The sequence below is a fragment of the Jannaschia pagri genome, from assembly GCF_019655435.1.
Lineage (GTDB): Bacteria > Pseudomonadota > Alphaproteobacteria > Rhodobacterales > Rhodobacteraceae > Jannaschia > Jannaschia pagri.
Window position 1 is genome coordinate 946,223 of record NZ_BPFH01000001.1, and the last position, 15,163, is coordinate 961,385.

Annotated in this window: 15 protein-coding genes; 7 read left to right on the plus strand and 8 right to left on the minus strand. The window is 64.8% G+C overall.

What is annotated here, in order from left to right; all coding sequences use genetic code 11:
- Positions 1-25 precede the first annotated feature (25 nt).
- From K5R33_RS04590 to K5R33_RS04620, 7 genes are all read left to right on the plus strand, one after another.
- Positions 26-964 (plus strand): ABC transporter substrate-binding protein, encoded by a 939-nt coding sequence (locus K5R33_RS04590; protein ID WP_220747775.1) that lies wholly within the window; start codon positions 26-28, stop codon positions 962-964.
- A gap of 196 nt (positions 965-1,160) precedes the next feature.
- Positions 1,161-2,162, plus strand: coding sequence for a BMP family protein (locus tag K5R33_RS04595; RefSeq protein ID WP_220747776.1), 1,002 nt, complete (start codon positions 1,161-1,163; stop codon positions 2,160-2,162).
- Positions 2,163-2,301: 139 nt separating this feature from the next.
- Positions 2,302-3,804 carry an ABC transporter ATP-binding protein gene (locus tag K5R33_RS04600; protein ID WP_220747777.1) on the plus strand — a complete coding sequence of 501 codons (1,503 nt, stop codon included), beginning with the start codon at positions 2,302-2,304 and terminating at the stop codon, positions 3,802-3,804.
- Between the two features lie 68 nt (positions 3,805-3,872).
- The gene (locus K5R33_RS04605) at positions 3,873-4,922 is read left to right on the plus strand and encodes an ABC transporter permease (protein ID WP_220747778.1); all 1,050 of its coding nucleotides are present in this window, start codon (positions 3,873-3,875) and stop codon (positions 4,920-4,922) included.
- Positions 4,919-5,866 carry an ABC transporter permease gene (locus K5R33_RS04610; RefSeq protein WP_220747779.1) on the plus strand — a complete coding sequence of 316 codons (948 nt, stop codon included), beginning with the start codon at positions 4,919-4,921 and terminating at the stop codon, positions 5,864-5,866. Before K5R33_RS04605 ends, K5R33_RS04610 begins: the two co-directional genes overlap by 4 nt.
- Entirely contained in the window at positions 5,866-7,134 is a 1,269-nt protein-coding gene (locus tag K5R33_RS04615; protein WP_220747780.1) for an amidohydrolase family protein, read from the plus strand. The genes K5R33_RS04610 and K5R33_RS04615 overlap by 1 nt, the downstream gene beginning before the upstream one ends.
- Positions 7,135-7,399: 265 nt before the next feature.
- On the plus strand, positions 7,400-7,633 hold the full coding sequence (locus K5R33_RS04620) for a hypothetical protein (protein ID WP_220747781.1): 234 nt from the start codon (positions 7,400-7,402) through the stop codon (positions 7,631-7,633).
- 349 nt (positions 7,634-7,982) lie between these two features.
- Here the strand turns inward: K5R33_RS04620 and K5R33_RS04625 are convergent, their stop codons facing one another.
- From K5R33_RS04625 to K5R33_RS04660, 8 genes are all read right to left on the minus strand, one after another.
- A complete protein-coding gene (locus K5R33_RS04625; protein ID WP_255576021.1) occupies positions 7,983-8,993 on the minus strand; it encodes a LacI family DNA-binding transcriptional regulator in 1,011 nt (336 codons plus the stop codon).
- A 117-nt stretch (positions 8,994-9,110) separates the two neighbouring features.
- Positions 9,111-10,253: a substrate-binding domain-containing protein gene (locus tag K5R33_RS04630; RefSeq protein ID WP_220747782.1), complete on the minus strand. Its 1,143-nt coding sequence runs from the start codon at positions 10,251-10,253 to the stop codon at positions 9,111-9,113.
- Between the two features lie 38 nt (positions 10,254-10,291).
- On the minus strand, positions 10,292-11,404 hold the full coding sequence (locus tag K5R33_RS04635) for an ABC transporter permease (RefSeq protein ID WP_255576020.1): 1,113 nt from the start codon (positions 11,402-11,404) through the stop codon (positions 10,292-10,294).
- A 12-nt stretch (positions 11,405-11,416) separates the two neighbouring features.
- Positions 11,417-12,178: an ATP-binding cassette domain-containing protein gene (locus tag K5R33_RS04640; RefSeq protein ID WP_255576019.1), complete on the minus strand. Its 762-nt coding sequence runs from the start codon at positions 12,176-12,178 to the stop codon at positions 11,417-11,419.
- A gap of 159 nt (positions 12,179-12,337) precedes the next feature.
- Positions 12,338-12,670, minus strand: a complete 333-nt coding sequence (locus K5R33_RS04645; protein WP_220747785.1) for an NIPSNAP family protein — start codon at positions 12,668-12,670, stop codon at positions 12,338-12,340.
- Positions 12,667-13,554 (minus strand): NAD(P)-dependent oxidoreductase, encoded by an 888-nt coding sequence (locus K5R33_RS04650; protein ID WP_220747786.1) that lies wholly within the window; start codon positions 13,552-13,554, stop codon positions 12,667-12,669. The genes K5R33_RS04645 and K5R33_RS04650 overlap by 4 nt, the downstream gene beginning before the upstream one ends.
- A 60-nt stretch (positions 13,555-13,614) precedes the next feature.
- Complete coding sequence (locus K5R33_RS04655) at positions 13,615-14,022, minus strand: GlcG/HbpS family heme-binding protein (RefSeq protein WP_220747787.1); 408 nt, start codon at positions 14,020-14,022, stop codon at positions 13,615-13,617.
- Between the two features lie 9 nt (positions 14,023-14,031).
- On the minus strand, positions 14,032-15,039 hold the full coding sequence (locus tag K5R33_RS04660; RefSeq protein ID WP_220747788.1) for a LacI family DNA-binding transcriptional regulator: 1,008 nt from the start codon (positions 15,037-15,039) through the stop codon (positions 14,032-14,034).
- Positions 15,040-15,163: the final 124 nt, after the last annotated feature.

Genomic DNA, 15,163 nt, shown 5'->3' on the forward strand with positions numbered 1-15,163 from the left:
CACCAAAACCAAGGGAGGAACAACCATGAAACATATCGCATTGGCGACCCTGATGGCAGCCACGGCCCTGCCCGCCCTGGCCGAAGACGTGAAGGTCATCGGCGTCTCGATCCCCGCCGCAACCCATGGCTGGGCGGGGGGTATGAACTTCCACGCGCAGGAGGCCGTGAACCGGTTGGAAGACGTCTATCCGGGCCTCGATTTCGTGTTGGCCACCGCGTCGGACCCGTCGAAACAGGTCAATGACATTGAGGACATGCTCGCCACCCGCAACATCAGCGCGCTTGTGGTCCTGCCCTTTGAATCCGAGCCGCTGACCGGCCCCGTGGCCGCCGTGGCCGACAGCGGCGCTTGGGTAACCGTCGTTGACCGGGGCCTGGCGCAGGAGGGGATCGAGGACCTCTATGTGGCGGGCGACAACCCGGGCTTTGGTCGGGTCTCCGGCGAGTACATGGTCGAGGCCATGCCCGACGGTGGCAAGATCGTCGCCCTGCGCGGCATCCCAACCACCATCGACAACGAGCGGGTCGAAGGTTTCCAAGCCGCCATCGAAGGCTCCGGCATTGAGATCGTGGGCATGGAGCACGGCAACTGGAACCGCGACGACAGCTTCACCGTGATGCAGGACTTCCTGTCCAAGCACCCGCAGTTGGACGCCGTCTGGGCCAGCGATGACGATATGGCCATCGGTGTCTTGGCGGCAATCGAGGCCGCCGGTCGCGATGACATCCAGTTCGTTTTGGGCGGCGCGGGCATGAAAGAGATGATCAAACGCACCGCAGACGGCGATGCGATGATCCCAGCCAATGTCACCTATCCGCCCTCGATGATCGCCACGGCGATTGAGATGACGGCGGTGGGCATGACCTCCACCGCGCCGGTGGCGGGGACCTTTACCATCGGGTCCGTCCTGGTCACCCAGGACAACGCCATGGACTTCTACTACCCGGACAGCCCGTTCTGAGCGAGACTCACAAGGCCGATGGGGCCGCCCCCGGGCGGCCCCTCACACACCGATGGATGCCCGTTGATGCGTCACATTGGGCGATGCGGACAGAGATTGCCCGAACTCTCCGCAGGGATTGAACCAAATGGTCAATTGTCTTGACTTAGGGTTAGGATGATCGAACCCTCGGGGCGATATCTGCCGGAGAAGCCAAATGCCCCACCCCACTCGTCGCCACCTCCTCTGCGGAGCAGCCGCCATCGCCTTGGTCGCTGCCCTTCCCGCCGTCGCTGACGGTCACGGGCCGCTCAAAGTCGCGGGGATCTACACCGTGCCGGTGGAACAACAATGGGTCAGCCGCATCCACAAGGCCGCCGAAGCCGCTGCCGCACGGGGCGACATCGAATACACCTTTACCGAAAATGTCGCGAACACCGACTACCCCCGCGTGATGCGCGAATACGCCGAGCAGGGCATGGACATGATCGTGGGTGAGGTGTTCGGCGCCGAAGCCGAGGCCCGCGAAGTGGCCGCCGACTATCCTGACACCGCGTTCCTGATGGGATCCTCGTTCAAAGAAGACGCCGCGCTGCCGAACTTTGCCGTCTTCGACAATTACATCCAGGACGCAGCCTATTTGTCCGGGATCATTGCGGGGTCCATGTCCGAGAGCGGCAACATCGGCATGGTCGGCGGCTTCCCCATCCCAGAAGTGAACCGCCTGATGCATGCCTTCATGGCGGGCGTGCGCGAAATGAAGCCAGAGGCGACCTTCCAGGTCAGCTTCATCGGCTCCTGGTTCGATCCGCCCAAGGCCAAGGAAACGGCCTTTGCCATGATCGAGAACGGCGCCGACGTGATGTATGCGGAACGCTTTGGCGTGTCGGACGCGGCCCAGGAGCGGGGCATTCTGGCCATCGGCAACGTCATCGACACCCAGGCCGATTATCCCGAAACGGTTGTCGCCTCGGCGATTTGGCATTTTGAACCGACCCTGGATGCGGCCATTGCCGCCGTGAAAGCGGGGGAGTTCACGGCCGCCGACTACGGTCGATACAGCTTCATGGATCGGGGCGGGTCGTCCCTGGCGCCGCTCGGGACGTTTGAAGGCAAGGTTCCCCAGGCGGCCCTCGACTTGGTTGCCGAGCGGGAAGCGGCGATCAAAGCGGGCGACTTCGCCGTGGACATCAACGACGATGAGCCGACGTCCTCTTAACGGGGCTGCCCCGGGTCTGCGGGCGCGGGATTCGTTCCCGCGCGCAGGCTGGGGCTCTGCCCCAGACCCCGGCATATTTTGGGAACATCGAACATAAGGGCCTGTCCCTTCCGTTAAGGGTAACGCCCGGAGAGTTTGTATGGCGGACGTGGTCCTGCGCCTGACTGGTGTGACGAAGCGCTTTGGCCCGGTGATCGCGAATGGGGATGTCTCGTTCGATGTGCACCGGGGCGAAGTGGTGGCGTTATTGGGCGAAAATGGCGCGGGCAAAACGACGCTGATGAACATCCTGTTCGGGCTCTATGCCGCAGACGCGGGATCGGTCGAATTGTTCGGTCGCGCCCTGCCCCCCGCTGCGCCGCGCGCCGCACTGGATGCCGGAGTCGGCATGGTGCACCAGCACTTCACCCTGGCAGAGAACCTTAGTGTCCTGGAGAACATCGTCTTGGGCACCCGAGCCCTGTGGTCCCCATCCCTTGGACGGCGCAGGGCCGTAGCGAAAATCGACGCGCTCATGGCGGACTACGGTCTGAGGGTCGATCACGGGGCCCGCGTCGCGGACTTGTCCGTTGGGGAGCGGCAACGCGTGGAAATTCTCAAGGCGCTATACCGGGACGCGCGCATCTTGATCTTGGACGAGCCGACCGCCGTCCTGACCCCTCAGGAGGCCGAAGACCTCTTCGCGACCCTGCGGACCGCCGTCGCGCGCGGGCTGTCGGTCATCTTCATCAGCCACAAGTTGCACGAGGTGGCGGCGATTTCGGACCGAGTCGTCGTGCTGCGCCATGGGCGCGTGGTGGCCCAGGCGGCAACCGCCGAGACGACGCCCCAGGACATGGCGCGCCTGATGGTGGGGGGCGATATTCCAGCACCCAAGCCCCGCCCGGCCAAGCCAGGGGCACCGCGCGTCGACCTGGTGGGCGTTTCGACGGACGGGTTGCGGAATGTGACCCTGACGCTGCCTGCCGGGCAGATTACGGGGCTTGCCGGGGTGTCGGGCAACGGACAGGGCGCCTTGGCAGATCTGTTGGCGGGACTCACCGCGCCGACAGCCGGTGAGATGCGCGTGGACGGTCAGGTGCCCACCGATTGGAGCCCGCGCGCGGCCATCGCCGCCGGGATCGCGCGCATCCCCGAAGATCGCCACGGCACCGGCACGATCGGAGACCTCTCACTGACCGAAAATAGCATGCTGGAGCGCTACGCCGAGGCCCCCATGTCGCATGCTGGCTGGTTTGACCACGGCGCGGCGCGGGCCTTCGCCTCGCGGATCATTGAGACCTATGACGTGCGCTGTCCTGGTCCGGAGACGCCCATTCGGTTGCTCTCCGGTGGTAATATGCAAAAGCTCATTTTGGGCCGGGTTATGGAGGGCGCGCCGAAGATCATCCTGGCGAACCAGCCCGTGCGTGGCCTCGACATCGGGGCGCTGACCTATGTGCATAGCCAACTGCTGGCCGCCCGGGATCGAGGCGCGGCGGTCCTTCTGATCTCTGAGGATTTGGACGAAGTGATCGCCCTGTCGGACGTGATCCATGTGATGTCGGAGGGCCGCGTGTCGCCCGGGTTTGCGCGGGGCGAGATGTCACCGGCGCAGTTGGGTCAATGGATGGCAGGAGAAGGGTTTGATCGTGCCGCCTGATCCCACTGTCTTGGGCGGGGCAAGACACGTGGGGGCGGCAAGCCGCCACCGCCTGGTAGGGTCCTTTCATGCGGCTTGAACCGATCCCCGCGCCGTCCTTGACCCGCCAAATCGGCCTGCCGGTCTTGGCCCTGGTGGCTACGGCGCTGTTTGCCATGGGGCTGGCCGCTTTGGCGGGGGCGGCCCCGGGGGAGGTCGCTTGGCTGGTCGTCAAAGGCGCCGTTGGGTCGAAATTCGCCTTGTTAGAGACGTTGAACCGCGCCACGCCCCTGATCTTCACCGGCCTCGCCGTCGCAGTCGCCTTTCGCGCCAAGCTTTGGAACATCGGGGCGGAGGCGCAGCTTTACATGGGGGCCGTTCTGACCGTGGTCCTGGGCACGGGCCTCCTGGGCTGGCCCGCCGCACTGCTGCTGCCAACCCTTGCCGTGGCCGCGATGATCGCTGGGGCCTGCGCCCTGTTGGTGCCGACGATCCTCAAGACGCGCTTCGGCGTGGATGAGGTCGTCACCACCCTCTTGCTGAATTTCGTGGCGCTCCTGTTCGTGTCCTACCTGTTGGAAGGTCCGTTGAAGGACCCCATGGGCATGGGCTGGCCCAAGTCGCCGCGCCTGATCCCCGAAGCGCGCCTGCCGCGCATTGCTGAGGGGCTGCGCCTGCATTGGGGGTTTGCCCTGGGGATCATCGCCGCCTGTCTGGTCTGGGTGCTACAAACGCGCACGATCTGGGGCTATGAGATGCGGGCGGTGGGGTTGAACATTAAAGCCGCGCGCTTTGCGGGGATGCCTGTGAACCGCGTCCTGCTGCGCACGGCGCTCTTGTCTGGGGGGTTGGCGGCGCTTGCGGGGTTTTCCGAGGTCGCGGGGGCCAAGGGATCGCTGACCTTGGATCTGTCGCCGGGCTTTGGCTACACCGGCATCATCGTCGCGATGCTGGCGCTGCTGCACCCCCTGGGTGTCGTTGTCGCGGCCCTGTTCGTGGCGGGCATCTTCGTAGGCGCCGACAGCATGAGCCGCGCAGCGAGTGTGCCCACCTACATCGCCGACATTGTCCTTGCGACGGCCCTGTTGGCCATGGTGCTGGCCATCGGCTTGACACGGCGGAGGGTGCGCTGGACATGACCGAGATCCTCGACATCCTGCTCAGCGCGTCCTTTTGGGCGGCGGCGATCCGCATCGCCTCCCCCCTGATCTTCGCCGCCATGGGCGAGCTGATCTGTGAGCGCGCGGGCGTGCTGAACCTCGGGATCGAGGGGATCATGGTCGTGGGGGCCTTCGCCGGCTGGATGGCAGTCTATGCGGGGGCCGGTCTCTGGATGGGGGTCGGCGTGGCGCTGGTGATGGGGATGGTCTTCGGGGCGGTGCATGCCACGCTGACCGTGCCCTTCGGCCTGTCCCAGCATGTGGTCGGTCTGGGGATCACGTTGCTCGCGACGGCGGCCACCTACTACGCCTATCGCATCGCCCTGCCCGAGGTGACGAGCCCGCCCAAGATCGACGCCTTCGAGCCTTACACAGTCCCTATCCTTGGCGATCTGCCCCTTTTGGGCGAGGCACTGTTCCAGCAAACTCCGCTCACCTACGCCGCCTTTGCAACCGCCGCTCTGACGGCCTTCGTGCTGTTCCGCACGCCCCTTGGCCTGGCCCTCCGCGCGGCGGGCGAGAACCCGGCCTCCGTGGCGGCCCAGGGCCTGTCGGTCACGGGTCTGCGGATGGGCGCCGTCATCGTTGGGTCCGGTTTGATGGCGGTGGGCGGCGCCTTCCTCACCATGTCCGCCTTCGACAGTTTCTTCTTTGAGATGGTGAACGGACGGGGCTGGATCTGTATCGCGCTGGTGGTCTTTGGCGCATGGAAGCCGGGCAAGACCCTGCTGGGCGCAATCCTTTTTGCCGCCTTCGATGCGCTGCAAATCCGCCTGCAACAGACACCCATCGGGGCGGATGCGCCCTATCAGGTCTTCCTGATGGCCCCCTATATCCTGTCCATCCTGGCGCTGGTCGTCATGTCCCGCCGCGCCTCGGTGCCCGCAGCCCTTATGGTGCCATTCAACAAGGGAGAGCGGTGATGTTCGATCTGATCGTGAAGGGCGGCACCCTGCCCGATGGGCGTGTGACCGACATCGGCATCCAAGGCAATACGATTACGGCTGTTGAGGACCTGGGCACCGCCCAAGCGCGCCATGTGATCGACGCCACCGGAGATCTGGTTTCGCCCCCCTTCGTCGACCCCCACTTCCACATGGACGCGACGCTCAGCTACGGCATTCCCCGCGTGAACGCTTCGGGCACGCTGCTGGAGGGCATCGGCCTTTGGGGAGAGCTCAAGCAAGTCGCCACCCAGGACGCAATCAAGGCCCGCGCGCTGGACTACTGCGATTGGGCGGTCTCCATGGGTCTGCTGGCCATCCGCAGCCACGTAGACACCTGCGACGACACGCTCAAGGGCGTCGAGGCCCTGCTGGACGTGCAAGAGGCGGTGCGCCCCTATCTCGACCTGCAACTGGTGGCCTTTCCGCAGGACGGTCTGCTGCGCGACCCGACGGCACTGGAAAACACCAAACGCGCGCTGGAGATGGGGGTGGATGTGGTCGGCGGCATCCCCCATTTCGAACGCACCATGGCAGACGGCGCGACCTCGATCCGTCTGCTGTGTGAGATGGCGGCCGAACTGGGCAAGCCCGTGGACATGCATTGCGACGAGACCGACGACCCCCTGTCGCGCCACATCGAAACCTTGGCTTATGAGACTCAGCGATTGGGCCTGCAGGGCCGCGTGGCGGGATCACATCTGACCTCCATGCATTCCATGGACAATTACTACGTCTCCAAGCTGATCCCTCTGATCGCCGAGGCCGAGATCGCGGCCATCCCCAACCCGCTGATCAACATCGTCCTCCAAGGCCGCCACGACACCTATCCTAAACGCCGGGGGCTGACCCGCGTGCGCGAGATGCTGGCTGCGGGCATTGAGGTCGGCTGGGGACAGGATTGCGTGCTGGATCCATGGTATTCGCTGGGGACAGCGGACATGCTCGACGTGGCCTTCATGGGCCTTCACGTGGCGCAGATGACCCACCCGGACGAGATGGCGAAGTGCTTTGACATGGTGACCGGGGCCAACGCCCGCATCCTTGGGTTGCCGGGGTATGGGTTGGAGCCGGGCTGCACCGCCTCCCTCGTCGTGCTGGATGCCGGCACACCGACCGAAGCCATCCGCCTCCGCCCCGCCCGCCTTTCGGTCATCTCCAAGGGCAAACTGGTCAGCACCCAACCACGGGGCAACGGAGCCCTGACCCTGCCCAACCGCCCCGATCATGTCACCAGGCGGCATTGACCACCTGCGCGCCTGAAGTAACGCATCGCTTTGCTTTTGCTTCGATTTGTCATTGCCGTTGAGGCGGTGTGGATAATCGACCGCGACTCAGGCGGGGGTCTGGAGCGAAGGAGATCGGCTGAGTTGGGCGCGGTTCTGCGGCCTCAGCATCTTTGACCCAATGCACAGGACCAAGCCACTGGAGTTCGCAATCCCGATCTCCGGCTACTGATCCCATATCAACATCAACCGGATGCACGAAGCATCCGCCACCAGACCATCACCAATGCCGCCCGGCACGACGGCGGACCGCCGCAAAAGGCCCGTCCAGGCCGCCAGTACCGCGCAGGACGTCTGGGCCGATAGCGCCTACGGATCAGCCGAGAACGAGAGCCCGCTGGCAGCCAACCGCCTGACGAGCCAAGTCCACCGTCAGAAACTACACGGCCGCCCGATGCCCAAGGGCGCGCCACGCCCCACATCGGCGGTTCGCGCCAAGGTCAAGCATATCGTCACCTAGCAGGAGGACCGAATTCACCTGAAGGTCCGGACAACCGGCCTAGCCCCTGCGACGACCAGGGTCACGCTGGCCAACGCCTTACGCGTCACCACCCCAGAAGCAGCGCCTCAGTTGGGCAGTGCAACCTGACGACAGATCTCAAGACCAGGCTAAGCTCACAGACAAACGCGGCCCACCAAAAATCCCCGGGCGAACGCGCCCTCCCCAAATCCAAAAAACCTGGCTACCAGCACAAATCAGAAGGTCCTCACACGGATCCACCCGCCAAGGAGGGGCACCGGCCCCCTTTCGATGTTCCAAAAATATGCCGTCGCAACCGCTCGACCGGGCACCCCGTGTCCCGAGCGCGCTACACCCGCACCGTAGACTCTGCTGCCGTCAACGCTGGCTCCACGGCCACGCGGCGCTCCGCGCCTGCGCCCGCCAAGAGTGCGACGATCATCCGCGCCGCCTCCTGCCCGATCCGGGCCGGGTGCGGGTCGATGGTGGTCAAGCGCGGCACGCAGATGTCGGCAATCTCATAGGCACCAAAGCCCGCAACGGCGATGTCCCCCGGCACCGACAGGCCGCGCCGCGCGCATTCCGTCAAGGCCCCAAAAGCCGACAGGTCTGAAACGCAAACCACCGCATCGGTGTCAGGATGCTCTTCCAACAGCCGTCCCATGGCCTCGGCCCCCTCGCGCATGGAGATCGGCGGCGTACCGGCCCCGATCAGACGGGACGTCTCCAACCCATGGGCCGCCATGGCCGCAAGAAACCCGCGCCGCCGGTCGGCCCCCCGCGTGTCGCCGTCGGTATCGCCACCGATGAAGGCGATCCGCTGGTGACCCTGGGCGACCAAATGATCCACCATCGTTCCCATGGTCTCGGCATTGGAAAACCCCACGACGCGGTCCACCGGGTCCTCGGGCAGGTCCCAGGTCTCCACCACTGGAATCCCCGCCGCGGTCAACAGCCGCCGCGTCCGATCCGTGTGCCGCCCTCCGGTCAGGACGATCGCCTCGGGTCGCCGCTTGAGCAGTTGCTCGACCAGGTATTCCTCTTCGTGGATGTCGTAGTTCGTGTAGCCCAGCAGGATCTGCAACCCATGCTCCGACAAGACCGGTGTCATGGCCCCCACGGTATCGGCAAAGTTCGCGTTGTTGAGCGAGGGGATCAGGACCGCGACGAAGTCCGTCTTTTGCGAGCGTAGGTTGGCTGCCGTGCTGTCGTAGACATAGCCCAGCTCATCCGCGACCTTTATGATTGCCGCGCGGGTCGCGGGCTTGACCGAGGCATCCTTTTTGAAGGCGCGGCTGACGGTCATCACGGACACGCCCGCCGCCTGGGCCACATCTTTCATTCGTGCATTGCGCTGCATGGTCGCTCGTCTTCGCTCCGGTCTGGTTGCCTTACGTTAACGATACCTTTGGCGCGATGCAAAAGGGGCCGGACGCGACGGTCCGGCCCCTCTTTCGGTGCGCCAAGGGGGAGAGGCTTAGCGCTCCAAGGCACCCACACCCGAGAAGCGGAAGGCTTCGGTCTGGAGCGCGTCCAGCTCTTCGGCGCTCATCTGATCGTGGGCGATCTGAATGCGGCCCAGGAAGACGAAGGGCAGTTCTTCGGCGCGGCCTTCCAGGTGATACTTGATGGCCTCGGCGGTCGCCGCGCCGACGTCGTCGCCCATGCGCATGGGCGTGGCGTCCAGCTCGCCGCGGCGGATGGCGTCCAGCTCCAGGCCGGTGCCGCCCCAACCGGTCGAGAAGACCTCGCCCGCCTTATCGACGGCCAGCTGCGCCTCGACCGAGCCCATGGACATGGCGGTGTTGGCGTTGTGGATGACCTTGGCCTCCGGGTAGGCCTGCAGCATCAGCTGCGTGCCCTCGAACCCACCCTCGCGGGTGTATTCGCCATAGTGTTCGTAGGCGAGGTTCCAGTTGCCCTTTTCGTTCACGCAGTCGGCCCAATCGCCCGACCGCTGGTTGTCGGTGATGCCTGGGATACCGCGGTTCATGGCGTAGGTGACGTCGGTGCCCAGACGTTCGACCATGTAGTCGCAGATGATCAGCGCACCGGCCGCCGATGAGAAGTCGAACCAATTGGCAGGCTGGTTTTCCAGGTACTTCAGCGGCGTGTGGAAGGCCCAGACGAAGGTCGTCAGATCCTCGTTCCCCGACAGCTTGTCGATGTTGTCGGCCTGGGTCGCCAGTTCCGACGGCCCAAAGATGACGAAGTCATAGAGGTCGGCGTCCTGCTCCACCTGGCTGGCGTAGGTGGCCTGCAGCGAGTGCTCCACTTGACGGCTGGCGAACTCGGTCGTCTCGAAGGGAATGCCCAGCTCTTCCAGACGCTTGGTCAGCGCCAGGTAGTTGCGCGCCCAGAAGTCCGAGGTATCGGCGGACGGGTAGATCAGGGCGATCTGTACCGGCTCCTCCAGGGTGCCGGAGAAGGGCACGGCGGCCTCCCCGGTCACGGCCTGCAGGGCTTCCAGCGTGCCGTCCACGTTCACCTGGCCCGGCACCCAGTAGTCGCGCTCGCCGTCGTCGGGAAGCGTCTTGAGCGGCAGGTGGCCGTCAGCGGCGGCAAGCCCGGCGGTCAGGGCCAAGGCACTGGCCGCCGTGATGATGGTCTTGATGGTCATGGTTCGTTTCCTCCCTAGAACCGTTTCCTTGTTATGGGTCAGCCCGAGGCGCCCGGCGTCGTTGCGAAGAGCGCGCCGATAGCCAGTAGGGCAATGAGACCGCCGATGAGCAGGCCGCCCATGCGAATGGTCTTTTGCGTGTCGGGGTTGGCGAGGGCTTCGCGGAAGCTGCCCGCGCCATCACGGTCCTTCTTCTGCAGCCAGGCATAGGCCGCGACCGACAGGATGATGACCGCGCCCGAGGCGACCGACTGCCAGAAGAACTCGATCCGCAGGGTGACCAGCGCGTTGATCATCATCGACAGCAGCAGGACACCGGCCAGCGAGCCGACGATGGACGGGCGCCCACCGAACAGGGACGTGCCGCCAACAACCACCGCCGCGATGACGTGCAGGTTGAAATAAGGCGCGCTGGTGGCCTGGATGGCGTTCAGCTTGCCCATCAGCATGATGCCGGCCAGCGCCGCCATGGTGCCCATGAAGACATAGGCGTAGATCTTGTGGCGATCGACGCTGACGCCCGTCATCTCGGAGGCTTCGGGGTTCGACCCGATCGCGATGGTGTAGCGGCCAAAATGCGTCCGGGTCAGCAGGAACCAGCCCAGCACGACGGTCAGCAGGCCGATGACGACCGGTGTCGGCAGGAAGATCAGGCTCTGCCCGCGACCAACCTCGGTCACCAGTTCGGGGAAGCGTGCCAGCACCAGGCCCTTGGCCAACACCAGGGCAAAGCCGCGATAGACCAGGTCCATGGCCAGCGTGCCGATCAGATCGGGCACGTTCAGCCGCGTGATGATCAACCCATTGATAAACCCCATCAGCGCGCCCAGGATCAGGGCAATGCCCCCCGCGACCCAGGCCGAGAAGCCGTATTGTTTGATCAGGAAGGCCATGATGATCGCGGTCAGCGCCGCGACCGAGCCGATGGACAGGTCAATACCCCGCTGCGTGATGACGAAGGTCATCGCCACGGCCATGGGCATATACAGCGCCGCATCGAGCAGGATTTGGTTCATGTTCGACAGGCGGAAGTACCGCGCAGGCTCGAACACGCCCATGAAGGCGGCAATCAGCACGATCATCACAAGGGGGCCAAGAACCCCCATGATCGGTTCCAGTTTCGCCAGCGGAGAGCGGGTGTCGGTGGTCATCATCGTCATCCTTTACGCCGCCGTCTTCGCGCCGGTGATCAGACCCAGCAGGTCCTCTGGCGTTACATCTTTGGTCATCACGACCCCCTCACAGCGTCCGCGCCGCTGCACATGCACGCGGTCGGAAATCTCGAACACGTCATCCAGCGCGTGGCTGATGACGATCACGGCCAGCCCCTGATCGCGGAGCGTCTTGATCAATTGCAGGGTGCGGGCCGTTTCCTGGGGCCCGAGTGCGGCGGTCGGCTCGTCCATCACCAGCACGCGCAGGTCGCTGTGACGCACGGCGCGGGCGATGGCGACGGCCTGGCGTTGGCCGCCCGACAGGCTTTCGGCGGCGACGTTCATGTCGCGCAGTTCGACGCCCAGGCGGGATTTCAGCACCTCGGTCGCTTCTTGCAGCATCCGCTCATTGTCGAGGACTGGGATGCCGAAAATGTTCCGCGTCAGTTCGGAGCCGAGGAACAGGTTCTGGGCAGGCGTCAGGTGATCAGCCAGGGCCAGGTTTTGGTAGACGGCGTCGATCCCGTTGGCGATGGCCTCGGAATGGTCGGCCATGGCGAAGCGCTTGCCGTCGAGTTCGACGTGACCCTCGGTCGGCTGATAGACGCCCGTCAGGATCTTGATCAGCGTGGATTTGCCCGCGCCATTGTCCCCGACAATCGCCAGCACCTCGCCGGCATAGGCGTCCAGGTCGACGCCATTGAGCGCCACCACACCGCCAAATCGTTTCGTGATGCCCCGCATGGAGATCACGGGCTGCTGCCCCGTCATCGCGTATCCTCCCATGTAATCCGTGCGTCGAGCCTCCCAGCTCGCACGAATGGTATCGTTATCACCGAGGATAGTTACCGGTAACGTAATGTCCAGAGGATTTCGCAATAAAAATGCGCGCCCGAGGGCGCGCACGAAAAGATCAGTCTTTCAGGGGATTTATGCGACCCACTCGCGGGCTTCGGTCACATGGTGGTGGATGCGACCGTCGAAAAACTCGGCCACGATCTCACCCGTCACGTCCCGTGATTCCGCCCGGAAGGGGCTGGCCAGGGCGCTCTCCATACCCGCGACATCGGCATAGGTTATGGCCAGAATCAGCGGAAACTCCGGCGCGCCTTCGTCGCGGTCTTCGCTGAACATGACGCGCACATCGGTGTTGCCGGGGAACTGCCGCCAGAGGGGCACAAGACGCTCCAACACGGCGGCGCGGAAGGCTTCGGTCTTGCCGTCTTTGACGCTGCCTTCAAACAGGGCGTAGCGGGTGATCATTGGAAGTGCTCCTTGTTGGGTCCTTTGAAGAATTCCATCAGCGCGGCCTGGTCTTCGCCGCCCAGACCGGCGGCGGTCAGCATGCGGTGCACCTCGGCCGCCAGAGCCGTCAGCGGCATGGAGGTATGGGTCCGGCGCGCCAGATCCTGGGCGCCGTTCAGGTCCTTGACCATGTTGTCGATGCGGCCCGTGCGCCGATAATCCTTGGTGGCAAAGCGTGGCATGTATTCCTGCAGGATCGCACTGTCGGCGCGCCCCCCTTTGAGCGCGGTGGGGATCTTCTCGGCATCAACGCCTGCGTCCAGGGCCAGCTGCGTTGCCTCGGCCACGGCCATGAAGTTCAACCCGCAGAGGACCTGATTGATCAGCTTCGTCGTCTGCCCCGCGCCCACGTCGCCCATGCGGGTGATGTTACTCGCCACATGTGAGAGGACGGTCTTGGCGTCCTCCACATCGGCCTCGGCGCCCCCACACATCAGGGTGAGTTCCCCGATCAGCGCCTTGGGTGCCCCGCCCGACAGGGGCGAGTCGACCCAGCGGAGTCCCTTCTCGGCGGCCTGCGCGGCCAGATCCTTCGTGGCGTCCGGGTCGATTGAGGACATGTCGATGATCAACGTGCCGGGCGCCGCACCCTCGGCCACGCCACCGGGGCCGAAGACCGCGCGTTCGACGATGCCCGGGCTGTTGAGGCTGGTGATGACATTGGGACTGGCCGCGCCCGCAGCGGCCCCACTTTCGGCGGCGGTGGCCCCTTCGGCGACCAGGGCGGCGACCTTGTCCGCGTCCAGGTCGAACACGGTCAGCGCTTGCCCCGTCTGCGCCAGACGCGTCCCGATGGCCCCGCCCATGGCCCCGGCCCCGATCAGGGAAACTGTTACGGTCATCGCGGACCCCTCCTCCTTGTCAGCAGTTGGGACCGTTGATGTTACCGATAACAAATAATGTCAAGCAGAGAGCGCCGCCAAGGCTGCCTTCGCCACCGCGATGTCCTGATCGCCTGAGCCGGAGCCGATGCCGATGCCGCCAATGACCGCGCCATCCACGACAATGGGCAAGCCGCCGGGCAAGCCGGTCACCGCCCCACCGGTTGCCAGGCCGATCCCGGTGCGCACCGCTTCGGGGATGTTTACTGTCTCAGCCCCGATGCTGGCCGCCGTCTGCGCCTTGGCGCGCGCGGAGTTGATGCTGAGCGGTTTGGACCCGGTCATGCGGAACTCTACGAGCGGCACGCAGGAGGCATCGACGATGACGATGCACTGGGGTTGGCCCATCCGTACGGCCTCGGCCACGGCGGCGGCCAACATGGCCATGGCGCCCGTATGGGTCAGCATCGGGGTTTGGGTGACATGCATGGGAAACCTCTAGATGGTGGAGCCTGGAACCAGCCGCGTCTGCACGACGGTCACATCTTGAACGGGGGCATCGCGAAGGCGGGACACCAGGGCTTCGGCGGCCACTTTGCCCAGCCGGGTGGTCGGCACCATGGTGGTCGTCAGACGGCGCGGCAGGATCGACGCCGCCTCCATCCCGCCCCAGCCAGCGATCCCGATATCATCGGGCACACGGATACCGCGTGCGGTCAGATAGGCCTGTCCGCCAATCGCCATCTCGTCGTCTTGGTAGTAAATCGCATCCAGCTTAGGCGCACGGGCCAGCAGCATCTCGGTCGCGTAGTAGCCCGAGTAGAAACCAGGTCGGTCGGTCAAACGCTCTTCGGCGAAGACGGACAGTCCGGCCTCATCCAAGCCCTTGCGGAAGCCATTGAGACGCACCGCCCCCATAGTCTGCCGCTCGGCCAGGCCACCGATATAGCCTATGCGCTGCCGCCCCGCGTTGGCAATGGTGCGCGCCATCTCCCAGCCGTTGTCGTAGTGAGAGAACCCCACCGACAGGTCGATCGGCGCGGTGCGCAGGTCCCACATCTCCAGCACGGGGACGGACATATCGCGCAGGGTCGACAGGGTGCGGGCGGAGTGCTCCCGACTTGTCAGCACGACCGCGGCGGGCTTCCACGCAGCCAGCGCGCGGATCCAGGCCTCCTCTTCCGAGGGCAGATGGTCATGCGCGCCGATCATGGTGTCATAGCCTAAGCGGGCGAGCGTAGCGTTAAGTGACTCCAGCACCGACCCGAACAGGGCCGAGTTCAGACGTGGCACGCAGACACCCACCAACGTCGAAGTACCCGACCGCCCAAAGGCCGCCGCCAGACGATTCGGAACGTAGCCCAGGGCATCCGCCGCCTCGCGCACCTTGGCCTCGGTTTCCGCAGAAAACCCACCCCCGCCGCGCAGCACACGGCTGACGGTCATCTTGCTGACACCCACACGGTCCGCGATGGCCTGGAGGCCGGGGTTCGGTCGTTTTGCCATATCCTCAGGGATGTAGCGCGTCGGAAACCGCCTGTCTTCCCCAAATTGTTATCGGTATCTTTTCTAGCTTGACAGAGTTCCGATCCAGTCCAATGCTACGTCACGTTACCGGTAACCCATGCCG

What these genes read in the sequence shown, in the direction of transcription:
- K5R33_RS04640 (WP_255576019.1), bottom strand. Translation starts at nt 12,178, where the DNA reads ATGACGGGGCAGCAGCCCGTGATCTCCATGCGGGGCATCACGAAACGA.
- K5R33_RS04620 (WP_220747781.1), top strand. Translation starts at nt 7,400, where the DNA reads ATGCCGCCCGGCACGACGGCGGACCGCCGCAAAAGGCCCGTCCAGGCC.
- K5R33_RS04595 (WP_220747776.1), top strand. Translation starts at nt 1,161, where the DNA reads ATGCCCCACCCCACTCGTCGCCACCTCCTCTGCGGAGCAGCCGCCATC.
- K5R33_RS04615 (WP_220747780.1), top strand. Translation starts at nt 5,866, where the DNA reads ATGTTCGATCTGATCGTGAAGGGCGGCACCCTGCCCGATGGGCGTGTG.
- K5R33_RS04605 (WP_220747778.1), top strand. Translation starts at nt 3,873, where the DNA reads ATGCGGCTTGAACCGATCCCCGCGCCGTCCTTGACCCGCCAAATCGGC.
- K5R33_RS04635 (WP_255576020.1), bottom strand. Translation starts at nt 11,404, where the DNA reads ATGACCACCGACACCCGCTCTCCGCTGGCGAAACTGGAACCGATCATG.
- K5R33_RS04660 (WP_220747788.1), bottom strand. Translation starts at nt 15,039, where the DNA reads ATGGCAAAACGACCGAACCCCGGCCTCCAGGCCATCGCGGACCGTGTG.
- K5R33_RS04650 (WP_220747786.1), bottom strand. Translation starts at nt 13,554, where the DNA reads ATGACCGTAACAGTTTCCCTGATCGGGGCCGGGGCCATGGGCGGGGCC.
- K5R33_RS04645 (WP_220747785.1), bottom strand. Translation starts at nt 12,670, where the DNA reads ATGATCACCCGCTACGCCCTGTTTGAAGGCAGCGTCAAAGACGGCAAG.
- K5R33_RS04630 (WP_220747782.1), bottom strand. Translation starts at nt 10,253, where the DNA reads ATGACCATCAAGACCATCATCACGGCGGCCAGTGCCTTGGCCCTGACC.
- K5R33_RS04600 (WP_220747777.1), top strand. Translation starts at nt 2,302, where the DNA reads ATGGCGGACGTGGTCCTGCGCCTGACTGGTGTGACGAAGCGCTTTGGC.
- K5R33_RS04610 (WP_220747779.1), top strand. Translation starts at nt 4,919, where the DNA reads ATGACCGAGATCCTCGACATCCTGCTCAGCGCGTCCTTTTGGGCGGCG.
- K5R33_RS04655 (WP_220747787.1), bottom strand. Translation starts at nt 14,022, where the DNA reads ATGCATGTCACCCAAACCCCGATGCTGACCCATACGGGCGCCATGGCC.
- K5R33_RS04625 (WP_255576021.1), bottom strand. Translation starts at nt 8,993, where the DNA reads ATGCAGCGCAATGCACGAATGAAAGATGTGGCCCAGGCGGCGGGCGTG.
- K5R33_RS04590 (WP_220747775.1), top strand. Translation starts at nt 26, where the DNA reads ATGAAACATATCGCATTGGCGACCCTGATGGCAGCCACGGCCCTGCCC.